This window comes from Aeromonas sp. 9A (genome assembly GCF_963900955.1).
Lineage (GTDB): Bacteria > Pseudomonadota > Gammaproteobacteria > Enterobacterales > Aeromonadaceae > Aeromonas > Aeromonas salmonicida.
On the sequence record NZ_CAWRFG010000001.1, the window covers coordinates 4471212 to 4483034 of the forward strand.

The following is an 11823-nucleotide window of genomic DNA, read 5'->3' on the forward strand; positions in this document are numbered from 1 at the left end:
CAGATGCAGATCGCCCATCAATCCATAGGCCCGGCGCAGGCGCCCTACGTGATCGCCGAGCTCTCGGCCAACCACAACGGCAACCTGGAACGCGCGCTGGCCATCATGACCGCCGCCAAGGCGGCCGGGGCCAGTGCGGTCAAACTGCAGACCTACCGACCCGATACCATCACCCTCAAAAGCGATCGGCCCGAGTTCCAGATCCACGGCGGCCTGTGGGATGGTCACAGCCTGTATGACCTCTATGAGTGGGCGCACACGCCGTGGGAATGGCATCAGGCCCTGTTTGCCAAGGGGTGCGAGCTGGAGCTGACGGTATTCAGCAGCCCGTTCGATTTCAGCGCCGTGGATCTGCTGGAATCCCTCGACTGCCCGGCCTACAAGATTGCCTCCTTCGAGCTGGTGGACCTGCCCCTGATCCGCTACGCCGCCCAGACCGGCAAGCCGCTCATCATGTCCACCGGCATGGCTAACGAGGCCGAGATCGCCGCCGCCGTCGAGATGGCACTCAAGCATGGCAGCGGCCAGCTGGCGCTGCTGCACTGCGTCAGCGGCTATCCGGCGCCCTCGGCCGAATACAACCTGCGCACCATCCCCATGCTGCGCCAGCGCTTTGGCGTCGAGGTCGGGCTCTCGGATCACACTCTGGGATCGGCGACCGCCATCGCCGCCACAGCACTCGGGGCGACCCTCGTCGAGAAACACTTCACCCTGGCCCGCGCCGACGGCGGTCCGGATTGCGCCTTCTCCATGGAGCCTGCCGAACTCACCGAGCTCATTGCCTCGGTCAACACCGCCCATGCGGCGCTCGGAGTGGCCGACTACCAGCTCACCCAGAGCGAGCAAGGCAACCGCGCCTTTCGCCGCTCCCTCTATCTGGTCAAAGATATTGCGGCCGGAGAGGCGCTCACCGCCGCCCACATCAAGTCGGTGCGGCCTGCCCTCGGCCTGCCTCCCGCCGATTACGATCGACTCATCGGCAAGCGGGTCAGTCGCGACATGGCAGCCAATCAGCCGCTGAGCTGGGAGTGGATAAACAAAGATGAGTGATGAACTGCTCGCCCAGCACGGCAGGCTTATCCGCCAGCGCTGGCCCGCCCTCTGGCCCCGCCTGCAGGCGCAGGACGTGGAGAGCATCCAGGCCGAGCTGACCGAAGGGCTGGGCTCGACCCTCAGCATCGACGGCATCCAGCTCACCAGTCGTCATGACAGGGTGAAAGAGGCCGAGCTGCAGGCGGCCAGCCTGCCCGAGGTCGCCGTGCTGCACCTCTACGGCACTGGGCTCGGCGATCTGCCGCGCGCCCTGCTGGGCCGCACCGGCCTCAAGCGGCTGGAAGTGAAGATCATGAATGGCGCCCTGTTTGCCCTGGTGCTGCGGCTGCTGGATCAGCAGGACTGGCTGGCTGACCCCAGGGTCGAACTGATGATGGCAGGGGACGAGAGCGAGATCCGTCTGCCCTTCTTCGCCCTGCCGCCCGAGTTGCTGCTGGTGGAAGACGCCGCAGCCCGTATCCGGGACCGGCTGGTAAGCGAGATAGAGCTGCCGTTTGCCAGCGCCAGGTTCGATGCCGAGCATCCGGCTGTCACCCGCCGGCTGGCCGAAAACCGCGAGCTGCTGACAAGCGATGGCGACGTGGCCAGCCTGTTCGGGCTGGCACGAGGCAAACATGCCCTGATCGTCGCCAGCGGCCCGACCCTGCAAACCAATCTGGCCACCTTGCAGGCCCAGTTGCAGACCCGGCGTCAGGACTACCTGCTGATCAGCGTCGACACAGCGCTCGCTTTTTTGCTGCGCCACGGCATCCGGCCAGACATAGTGGTCACCATAGATGACGCCATTCACGGCAGCCGGTTGCCGGCCGACCAATCGGCCCAGACCACCCTGGTCTACTACCCCACTGTGCCGACGGCAGCGCTGCTGGCCTGGCAGGGGCCGCGCAAGGCCGCCTACTCCCGCAGTCTCATGTACCAGGCACTGATGCAGGAGATCCCCAAGGGAACCCTGCACTCGGGCGGCAGCGTGATCCATCCCGCCGTCGACCTCGCCGTGCAGATGGGCTGCCAGCAGGTCATTCTGCTGGGAACGGATTTTGCCTTCCCCGGCGAGCTAACCCACTCCGGATGGGCGGATGGCGCACTCGGCCCCACTGCCAGCCAGGCACTCAGCTGGACCCTCGACGGGCACGGTCGCCGGGTCAAGACCAACCCGAACTTCTCCGCCTATCGCACCGAACTTGAGCGATACATAGCGCGCCATCCCGAGGTGCATTTCTGGAACAGCAGCCGGGAAGGGGCCGAGATAGCGGGCTGCAGCTACCACCCGGAGTACCTGCCATGAGTGATAGTCTGACAACCCGCATCAGGGCGCTGGCACACCAGTTCAGGCTGGGGCAGTCGCTTGCCGCGAGCCAGACTCTGCCCGGTTTGCTGCAGGAGGCCCTCACCGCACGGGGCAGCCTGCCCCCCGAGCTGATAGCCGCCCTGCTCCGCAGCCAGGAGCGGCAAGACTGGCTGGGGCTGGCCGATTACCTCGAATATGAGCTGGTGCATACCCTGACAACCCCTTCCGCCCCCACCACAGCAGGAGATGTTTCATGATCAAGGCTATTTCCAATGCCTCCGACGAGGAGCTGTCTCGTCGCCAGACGTTCAGCGAACTATTGCGCGCCAGCCCGCTGCCACCGGCCGAGCTGCAGAACAATCTGGGCCTCTACCTCAAGCGCCAGTCGCTCTCCCGCATTCTGTTCATGCATGAGCTCTACCAGAAGATCATTCCGGTACACGGCGTCATCATGGATTTCGGTACCCGCTGGGGTCAGAACCTGGCGCTCTTCTCCTCGTTTCGCGGCATGTATGAGCCCTACAACTACAATCGCAAGCTGGTAGGATTCGACACCTTCAGCGGCTTCCCCTCCCATGCACCGCAAGATGGGTCGGATGCGGCCATCCAGCCGGGCGCCTACGGCGTCACACCCGACTATGAGCAACATCTGGCACAACTGCTCGCCGCCCATGAAGCAGAAAGCCCGCTGGGCCATATCGTCAAGCACGAACTGGTGAAGGGGGATGTGACCGAGACGCTGCCCGCCTATCTGGCCCGTCAGCCGGAAACCATGATAGCGCTGGCCTATTTTGACTTTGATCTTTACGAACCGACCCGTCGCTGCCTCGAGCTCATCAAGCCGCACCTCACCAGGGGGTCGGTGCTGGCATTCGATGAGCTGAACTGGCCCGCCTTTCCCGGGGAAACCCTGGCCCTCAAGGAGGTGCTGGGGCTGGATCGCTACGCCATCCGCCGCACCCCGCACAACCCGGGGCCGGCCTATCTGGTGATCGAGTAATCCGGCCGCTGGCTGAGGCGACGCAGCAGCCCTGCTTCCAGCAGCATGCTGGCCAGTGGTACCACCCGCCAGAAAGGCACCTTGATGGTCTCGGCGATCTCGAACATGGTCAGCTGGCCATCGCTGTAGGCCAGCAGATTCATCATCTCCCTCACCTGCCAACCGGAATAGCGAGTCGACAGATCCGGATAGAGACCCCGCTTGCCCAGCTGGGGCTCTCCCAGCACTGTCACCTCGCAACGCTCATCCAGTTCCAGACACTCGATGGCCCGGCGCAGCGCCAGGAAGCCGCCCGCCAGACCGGCAGGGGTTACCAGCGAGAGATCATCGAGCGAAGTGTGGTATTCGGCATAGCAGCCATATTTGCTGCGCATCAGGGTAGTGACCGGCAGGTCGATGCCGGGGGCGCACAGCTGGCGCTCGTTGGAGCCTCGCTCCAGGAAGCTGTAAGCCTTGTAACCCGGCGCCAGGTGGCCCAGCACATGACGGCCGATGCGATCGGCCAGCGTGTTGCCCTGGCGTGAGGGCAGGAAGGAGTAGCTGCGCTCATCGCCCAGGCAGGTCAGGTTGAAGCCGGCCAGGGTGTGCTGCTTGAGGTGGTCCAGATGGCGGGAGAGGTAGACGATGGCCCCCAGGGTTTCGGGCACCAGCATCAATCGATAGCTGTAACGGCGCTTTGGCAGGGAGGCGAGCCAGGCCATCAGGAAGACACCGACACAGGGGCCTGACAGCTCATTGTTGGCCATGGAGGGGTGACAGGTGTAGCTGGACAGCAGTATCTCCTGCTCGCTCTCTCCCGGCAGCACCCACTCGCCATACGTCAGCGAGCCCGGCGCCAGGCTGGCGTCGATCACCACCTCGTAGTTGCCCTCCGGCAGCGCCTCGCGCACCTTGTGCGGCAAGCAGAAGCCCCAGCGACGCTTGTAATAGGAGGTGACATAGGGGATGGCATCCGGCATGTCGGGCAAGGAGTGCAGATGGGGCTGCAGTTCGGCCAGGGAGAGGGTGCAGCGCACCGGCTCAGAATAACCCACCAGATGCAGGTTGTGATCCTTGAAATCCACCACCTTGCGACCGTCCGGCCCCACTATGTAGGCCTGCTGTACGTTCCACTCATCGGGCACTGTCCAGTCGAAACATTCGGTGCCACTGGCCACCTCCCGGATCTGCAGATCAGGCAGGCAGTGCTGGCGGATCAGGGCCAGAGTCTGGCGCACGCCATCACCGGTCAGGCTGCGGTTGAGGGGGAACAGCAGGGTCAACAAGCGATGCAACTGCTCGCCCAGTTGAGCCTGATCATCCCAGTCCACAGGGAGGTAGCCAGTATTGTGTGGAGAGGTCATGCGGGCTCCTCGATCAATTCGACTATATGGCCAAGGGGGCTCAGGAAAAACTGGACGTGGGCACCGCCAAAGGCGATGGCCGGCTGGCTGGGACCAAGGGGAAGGTGACGCTGATCCCGCAGTCTGGCGGCACTCTCAGCGAGGCAGGCCACCCGATAGGCCAGATGATTGATGACGTTGCGCCGGGTCTTGAGCACCTGGGTCACAGGACTATCTTCTGTCGCCGGCGCCACCAGCTCATAGCAAAGGCCGCCCTCATCGTGCACGAACTGCACCCATACCTTCTGCAACGGATCTTCCACCGCCACCGAGAAGCGAGTCAGCCCCAGCACCTCCCGGCAATAAGCCTCACCGCTGGCGAGATCCGGCACCACCAGACCTATATGGTCAAACTGCATGGGATTCCCCTCCTGCACGGATCAGGGCGAATGGCGCCGTCGCCACCAGTTCACTGGCGGCCAGGATGAAATCGCGACAGGACACGGCCCAGACCGGTACCCGCTGGCACAGGGTCTGATGCCAGGCGCCCCTCTCCTGCAACAGGGCCACCAGCCGGGAGAGGTCGATTTCGCTGGCCAGCGCCAGATCCCGCACATAGTAGTCGGCCTGCCAGTTGCGCAAGGCGCCGGCGACACACACCTGCCCCTCGAATAATTTGTGATAGCGATAGGGCACGGCCAGCCGTTGTTCCACATAGTGGGTAAAGGTGATCCTGTCCGGGTGACAGCCCAATCCCAGCAACCAGCCATCCTGCTCCGCCAGCCAGCCAAACGGGCTCTCCTGACCGAAGCAGTCGTGGCACTCACGGGCCGCAAGCTCGGCCCCGTGGGGGCCACTGATGGCAAAGCTGAAGATGGGATCCAGCGTGCGGGTGACGCCGTCACGCTGCCTGAACACCTCCGTCATCAGTCCCACCTTGCTCGGGGTGAAGGCCGGGTCGAAGCACTCGCCCGCCATTGGGCTGTAGGTGAAGGTCGGCACCAGCAGATCCCCCGCCAGCCACTGCTCCAGGCAGGTCCAAAAGGCGGCTATCCCCTGGGCATTGCCCATACCGGGAAACTGGGCCACGACCATGGCATCCGAGTGCACCATGAGGGCGCTCCCCTTGGGGATCCCCAGTTCGCTCAGCGCCTGTTCGATGGCCTGTTTCACTCGGCAACCCCTTTGCGTAGCAGAGCCTGCCTGATATCGGCCAGGCTCTTCAGCTCGGCCAGCTCCTGCGGTTCGAACCGCACGGCAAAGTGCTGCTCGATGAGCAGCAGCAGATTGAAGTGACCCAGAGAGTCCCACTCGGGAAAGCTGCCGAGGCCGAGGGCGGCCTGCTCGTTGATGCTGGCCTGGGGAAATTGCTGGCGAACCAGCGCGATGAGGTCATTCATTGGCATAAAACTCCAGAAACGGGAGAGAAAGAGAGGGGAGATCCAGGCAGAGGAACATCTCGTCCGCCAGCGGCGTCAATCCCGCTGGAGTGGTTATCGGCCGGGTCCGCAGGGTCGCCAGAAAATCCCGCGCCGGCTGGTTGCGATCCGTGGGCACCATGCTTATCACCAGTTGGTCAACGCCTTTTGCCATCAGTCGGGCAGCCACTTGCGCCAGCAGCCAGTGTTCGAAGCCTCGCCCCAGCACCCGACAGCTGATGGCCAGGGTATCGAGCAGCACGGCCCCCTCATTGAGGGGGCGTAGAACCAGCAGGGCCGTCATGCCGTGATCGGCAAACTTGTCCTGCAGCGAGGCCAGCCAGACCTCGCCCTGCGTACTGGCAAGCTGTGCCAGCTCACCCGCCTGATAACGCCGGGCGGAGAGATTGAACTGGTTGGTCTTCTGGCTCAGCTGCTCTGCCCGCAGCTGGTTGCTTTGGGAGAGCGGCTGCCAGCTCGCCCGCAGCCCCAACTGTTGCAAGAAGGCCTGTTCGTCACCCAGTTGCTGGCGCACTGCATTCGCCTCTGCCTGTGCCTGATAGGAGCCCTGGCGCAAGCCGTCATCCCGGCTCTGGTGGCGGCTTTGCAGCTCGGCGAGCATCATCAGCGCATCGGGCCAACCCCAGATCTCGGCGGGGGGCGTGATGACGGTAACCTCGGGGCAATTGGCACGCACCTCGGCGCGCTCCAGCTCGCTGTCATCCCAGAACACCAGACTGTCCAGCCCCACATTGAGCCGCGCGGCCAGGCGCCGCAGGCCGGCGGACTTGGGCTCCCAGCCAATCTCGGCCGCGGCTATGTGCTGGCGCTCAAGCACCATGCCCTGGTGCTGCTCGAACAGCCGCCACACATCGTCGGCCAGATTCTTGGAGCAGAGCGCCAATATGACGCCCTGCCCATGCCAGTAAATGGCCGCCTGCTGGAAGGCCTGATAGAGACGACCCACCCCATCCTGCCCCAGCAGGACGCCACCCACGCCATCTTCGCCGACCACGCCACCCCAGAGGGTATTGTCGCAATCGAGTACCAACACCTTGTGAGCTGGCCTGTGCAGCCGCTGCAGCAAGGGAGCAATCCACTGCGCCAGACTGGCCAACCCGGCCATGGAGAAGGGACAGGACATCAGATAGTGATTGCGATTGTCGAAACAGTGGTGGCGACCCTGCTGTTGCAACCAGAGCGGCAGGTGCAGGTCATCCAGGCCGGGATGCTGCCGCCGCAAATGGGCAAGCTGACGCTCACATTCACGGGCCAGACAGGCAAGCGCTGAGGGCGCCGCGCCAAATACGGAGACAGGGGAACGACTGCAGACCCCGACCAGCAGATGATCCTGCGGCCGACGCTGCAAACGCTGTTGCAGGGGCTGACAGAGTGATGCGACGAAGGCGGCCACAGCCAGCTGTTGCGCCTCTTGTGCCAAACCGCTCCACGCTACCAGCGTCTGTGCCGGCACCAGATCTTCCCACAGCCAGATGATGATGTGAGTCTGGGGGGCAACCGCTTCAGATGGATTCATCAGGGTTTGCAGCCACTGCCCATGGGGCGCGACCTGCACCTCGCCATGGGCAGCCAGCGACCGCCAGGCCAGATTGCCCGGCATCAAGAATGAACTGCCACTGAGATGAATCGTCTTCATGACTTCCCCCGCTCCGCTATCGGCGCCATCCAGATTGCAACGGCATGGCCTGATCGTCTTTTATCTTCCAGAAAAATAAAAGCATTTTCAGCCACTTGGTCAGTAATTGATGCTGACGTAGGGCACTTCTTCCACCTGCCACAACTGCTTGAGGAAGACGGTCAGCACAAAGAAGAAGTTGGCCAGCAGGTTGGCGAAGCGATAGAGGATGGGATCGAAGCGGACGCCGCTCTCTTCGAGGCGTACCAGCAGCCGCACCACCTTCTTGCTGCCGCAGCGGCACAGGTGCAGGGTGGGGATGGGCTGCGGGCCACGAGGCAAGACAAAACCCGTGACCCGGCCGCGGCTCGCCTCGTTGTAGTGGTCATACCGCGTTTTCAACCACGCCAGATCCTCTTCAAAAATACCGAGCTTGCCCCGTACCGAACCGTTGAGGTTGTAGATGAGTCGCTGCAGGGCCCCCAGGTCGGCCACCATCTCGCGGGTCTCCTCTTCCGAAGGAAGCTGGGCGAGCACGGCCCCCACCTGACAGCAAAGCTCGTCGGTTGCTATCTCGTAATCACACTGGAACTGGGTTTCGAAGATGAAGGGGTAGCAGAGCTCGCGCTTGTCTCTTAGCTTCTTGGGATTCGGGTTCATGGGCTGACCGGATTGGGAAAAGAGCCAGTTTGCCAGCCCTCGGAGGAGCTGGCAAACGGCAGCTTATGGCTTGAACCGGGCGATGGCGGCTCAGACGCTCTTGCTGGCGGGCTCGGTCGCAGGCTGGAACTGGCCTATCATTCGCAGCGCCTCCAGCATCCGCTGGTTGAAGCTGGTAAAGCTGTTGACCTGAGCCGGTTCGGTCTGGCCACGGGCCGCCAGCACCGCAGGTGTCAGTGCCTGCTGCTGCGACTCCGGCAGCAGGGTATCCGCCTGTTGCTGTACCTGATTCAGCTTGGGCAGGTAATCCGCCAGCGGCTTGAGGAGATCCTGCAGGGAGCTGGCCCCCTGGTAGGTTTGGCTCAGCTTGACGCTCTGCTTGAGCTTGAGGGAGTAGGAGGCCAGCTGGCTGTCATCCAGCTTCAACTCGCCCGCCTTCTTCAGCAAGTCCTCGAAATTGCCGGAGAAGAAGTTTCCCGCCAGATCGTCGATCCCCTTGATCAGCTTGCCGATGGAATCCATCTCGTCGCTGCTGAGATCCCCCTCCAGCGAGAAGCTGAAGCTCTGGCTCGACTTGAGGCTGAACTGACTGCCACTCTCGCTGTTCTCGGATTTGACCTGCCAGCTGTCGTTGAAGCGCAGTACCACCTTGTCCCCATCCTTGGTCTGGATCTCCAGGTATCCCTGCTGACGGCTGGCCATCTCGGCCGCTCCCATCTCGGTGGTGGAGACCTTGCCAAAGAACTCTTTCTCGAACTCCTCAAGCCCGTCCTGGATCAGCTTGTAGCTCTGATCGATGCCGGTCTTGATGTCTTCGTTCTCGGTGGCCCAGTCACCCAGCTGCTCCCTGGCGGCACCAAATCCCATGTCCACGCCCTTGCGGGCCTGTTCCATCATTTCGGTCAGGTCATCATCGGACTTGCCGTCCGCACGGGCGGCACCAAGCCGTCCTGTGATGAACTGCAACACATTGTCTGCCACCGACTGGAAGTCGAACAGGGTCTCGGGGGTGACCACCTCCGGCTCTTTTGCCTTGGGCGCCTGATAGCGCTGACCGTTGATCTCCAGCGCAAACTGCAACGCCTGCTGTACCAGTACCTGCGCCCACTTGGGTGGTTGGTGCAAGGAGACTTCTTCCCCGCTGCTGGCCTGCTTCTCTTGTGCCTGTTGGGGTGCCTTGGGCGAAACGCCCACTCCCTTGGGTTGGGCTGAGCCCACGCCGTCGATTTGCATAATGTGTCCTCCCACCATGCCTGTAGATCAGGTATCGGCCTGACTGAACACTTCTTGACCACAAAATACTGGACAATCTGCGGCTGGCTTTTAAAATCGGGCCCCTTTGGGTGGCCTGCTGCCTTCCCCCCGATTTCGACCCGGCCCTGCCGGTGTGCATGTGAGGTATATCATGACCCAAATCCAGCAAGCTGGCGCCGACTCCCAGGCCCTGCGGACCCCCGCCGACTATCAGGCCCAGCTCGACGAAAAGCGCGAGCGACTCACCCAGCTGTTTGCCGGCTTCAATCCTCCCGCGCTGGAGGTGCATGCCTCACCCGCCGAGCATTACCGGATGCGCGCCGAATTTCGCATCTGGCACGAAGGGGATGACCTCTTCCATTGCATGTATGCCCAGGCCACCAAGGAGATCATCCGGGTCGCTCACTTCCCCACCGCCAGCCTTCTGATCAACCAGCTGATGCCGGTGCTGCTGGCAGGGTTGCGCCCGCACTTTGTGCTGCGTCGCAAGCTGTTCCAGATCGATTACCTCTCGACCCAATCCGGCCAGATCATCGTGAGCCTGCTCTACCATCGCAAACTCGAAGCCGAATGGCAGCAAGCCGCCGAGACGCTGCAAGCCGATCTGCGGGCTCAGGGGTTCGACCTGCGGCTGATTGGCCGCGCCCACAAGCAGAAGATCTGTCTGCTCGATGACTTCGTCATCGAGCAGCTCAACGTGGCCGGCCGCCAGCTCACCTACAAGCAGGTGGAGAACAGCTTCACCCAGCCCAACGCGGCCATCAATGAGCAGATGCTGGGCTGGGCGCTGGATGTGACCAGGGGGAGCGAAGGGGACTTGCTGGAGCTTTACTGCGGCAACGGCAACTTCTCCATCGCGCTGGCCCAGAACTTCCGCAAGGTGCTGGCCACCGAGATTGCCAAGCCGAGCGTCGACTCCGCCCAGTTCAACATCGCCGCCAACGGCGTCGACAACCTGATCATACTGCGCATGTCGGCCGAAGAGTTCACCATGGCGATGCGCGGCGAGCGGGAGTTCAACCGCCTCAAGGGAGTCGATCTCAAAAGTTACCAGTGCAACACCATCTTCGTCGATCCGCCCCGCGCCGGTCTCGACGATGCCACTGTCAAACTGGTGCAGGAGTACGACAACATCCTCTACATCTCCTGCAACCCTGAGACACTGCAGGCCAACATGGCGGTGCTGGGCGAGACCCACGAAGTCGCCCGCTTCGCCCTGTTTGACCAGTTCCCCTGGACCCATCACATGGAAGCCGGGGTCTACTTGAAGCGCAAGGCAGGCTGATTCGGCGGGTCTCCACGACCGGCGTGACCACAGGGCCCAAGGGCCCAAGGGCCCTGTTTGATTAGTTATCCCGGTGCACGCCACGCGGGGAGCCGGTATGCTGGCAGGCGCGCATCCGCGCCACTGCCAGGGTGTCACGCCACAATGCAACGCATTCTTTTTGTTGAAGATGATCCCGAAATAGGCAAGCTCATCAGCAGCTGGCTTGCCCGTCACGACATCGAAGTACTGCTGGAGCCCAGAGGCGACATGGCACTTGCCAGAATCGAAGCCGAGCAACCAGACCTGGTGCTGCTCGACATCATGCTGCCTGGGCAGGATGGTCTCTCACTGTGCCGGGATCTGCGGCCACGCTTCAAGGGCCCCATCGTCATGCTCACCTCTCTCGACAGCGACATGAACCAGATCCTGAGTCTGGAGCTGGGAGCCAACGACTACATCCTCAAGACAACGCCGCCCCCTGTGCTGCTGGCCCGGCTGCGGGTCCAGTTCCGCCAGCAGGGACAGGCACCGCAAGCAGCCGTGGCCAATACGCCGCCCCAGCGCCTGCAGTTCGGCCGCTTGCGGATCGACGGGCCGGGTCGGGACGTTCGGCTCGATGGCGACAGCATCCCCCTCTCCACCGCCGACTTCGACCTCTTGTGGGAGCTGGCCTGCCATGCGGGACAGATCCTGGGACGGGAGACGCTGTTTCGCAGCCTGCGTGGCCGCGACTACGACGGCCAGGATCGCAGCATGGATGTGGCCATCTCCCGCCTGCGCCGCAAGCTGGGGGATGACAGCAACAACCCGACCCGCATCAAGACGGTGCGCCAGAAGGGTTATCTGCTGGTACCCCACGCCTGGGAATAAGCAGCCACCGAATGATGTTGATGATCCCTTCTCCCCTTGCGGAGGATGAGGGGCA

Annotated in this window: 13 protein-coding genes; 6 read left to right on the forward strand and 7 right to left on the reverse strand. The window is 62.9% G+C overall.

Annotated elements, in window-relative coordinates; translation table 11 throughout:
- The first annotated feature begins 3 nt into the window (after positions 1–3).
- Genes pseI through AACX78_RS20695 form a run of 4 tightly spaced genes read left to right on the forward strand, consistent with a single transcriptional unit; the run spans position 4 to position 3341 of the window.
- Complete coding sequence (gene pseI, locus AACX78_RS20680) at positions 4–1050, forward strand: pseudaminic acid synthase (RefSeq protein ID WP_159167273.1); 1047 nt, start codon at positions 4–6, stop codon at positions 1048–1050.
- Complete coding sequence (locus tag AACX78_RS20685; RefSeq protein WP_159167274.1) at positions 1043–2338, forward strand: motility associated factor glycosyltransferase family protein; 1296 nt, start codon at positions 1043–1045, stop codon at positions 2336–2338. The genes pseI and AACX78_RS20685 overlap by 8 nt, the downstream gene beginning before the upstream one ends.
- Entirely contained in the window at positions 2335–2598 is a 264-nt protein-coding gene (locus tag AACX78_RS20690) for a hypothetical protein (protein ID WP_043142876.1), read from the forward strand. The genes AACX78_RS20685 and AACX78_RS20690 overlap by 4 nt, the downstream gene beginning before the upstream one ends.
- The gene (locus tag AACX78_RS20695) at positions 2595–3341 is read left to right on the forward strand and encodes a crotonobetainyl-CoA--carnitine CoA-transferase (protein WP_043554223.1); all 747 of its coding nucleotides are present in this window, start codon (positions 2595–2597) and stop codon (positions 3339–3341) included. Before AACX78_RS20690 ends, AACX78_RS20695 begins: the two co-directional genes overlap by 4 nt.
- Here the strand turns inward: AACX78_RS20695 and AACX78_RS20700 are convergent.
- The 7 genes from AACX78_RS20700 to AACX78_RS20730 form a co-directional block, all read right to left on the reverse strand.
- On the reverse strand, positions 3323–4684 hold the full coding sequence (locus AACX78_RS20700) for a DUF4910 domain-containing protein (protein ID WP_159167275.1): 1362 nt from the start codon (positions 4682–4684) through the stop codon (positions 3323–3325). The two genes, AACX78_RS20695 and AACX78_RS20700, sit on opposite strands and share 19 nt — an antisense overlap.
- On the reverse strand, positions 4681–5082 hold the full coding sequence (locus tag AACX78_RS20705) for a VOC family protein (RefSeq protein ID WP_159167276.1): 402 nt from the start codon (positions 5080–5082) through the stop codon (positions 4681–4683). The genes AACX78_RS20700 and AACX78_RS20705 overlap by 4 nt, the downstream gene beginning before the upstream one ends.
- Positions 5072–5836, reverse strand: a complete 765-nt coding sequence (locus AACX78_RS20710) for an AAC(3) family N-acetyltransferase (RefSeq protein ID WP_159167277.1) — start codon at positions 5834–5836, stop codon at positions 5072–5074. The genes AACX78_RS20705 and AACX78_RS20710 overlap by 11 nt, the downstream gene beginning before the upstream one ends.
- A complete protein-coding gene (locus AACX78_RS20715; RefSeq protein ID WP_043142890.1) occupies positions 5833–6063 on the reverse strand; it encodes an acyl carrier protein in 231 nt (76 codons plus the stop codon). Before AACX78_RS20715 ends, AACX78_RS20710 begins: the two co-directional genes overlap by 4 nt.
- Positions 6056–7738 (reverse strand): HAD-IIIC family phosphatase, encoded by a 1683-nt coding sequence (locus AACX78_RS20720; protein WP_159167278.1) that lies wholly within the window; start codon positions 7736–7738, stop codon positions 6056–6058. Before AACX78_RS20720 ends, AACX78_RS20715 begins: the two co-directional genes overlap by 8 nt.
- 99 nt (positions 7739–7837) lie before the next feature.
- Entirely contained in the window at positions 7838–8377 is a 540-nt protein-coding gene (locus AACX78_RS20725; RefSeq protein ID WP_159167279.1) for an ATP--cob(I)alamin adenosyltransferase, read from the reverse strand.
- A 90-nt stretch (positions 8378–8467) separates the two neighbouring features.
- Positions 8468–9610 carry a DUF5610 domain-containing protein gene (locus tag AACX78_RS20730; RefSeq protein WP_059111892.1) on the reverse strand — a complete coding sequence of 381 codons (1143 nt, stop codon included), beginning with the start codon at positions 9608–9610 and terminating at the stop codon, positions 8468–8470.
- A 172-nt stretch (positions 9611–9782) separates the two neighbouring features.
- Here AACX78_RS20730 and trmA point away from each other — a divergent pair, with 172 nt between their 5' ends.
- Positions 9783–10916: a tRNA (uridine(54)-C5)-methyltransferase TrmA gene (trmA, locus tag AACX78_RS20735; RefSeq protein WP_159167280.1), complete on the forward strand. Its 1134-nt coding sequence runs from the start codon at positions 9783–9785 to the stop codon at positions 10914–10916.
- 144 nt (positions 10917–11060) lie between these two features.
- Positions 11061–11768: a two-component system response regulator RstA gene (gene rstA, locus AACX78_RS20740; protein WP_159167281.1), complete on the forward strand. Its 708-nt coding sequence runs from the start codon at positions 11061–11063 to the stop codon at positions 11766–11768.
- Positions 11769–11823: the final 55 nt, after the last annotated feature.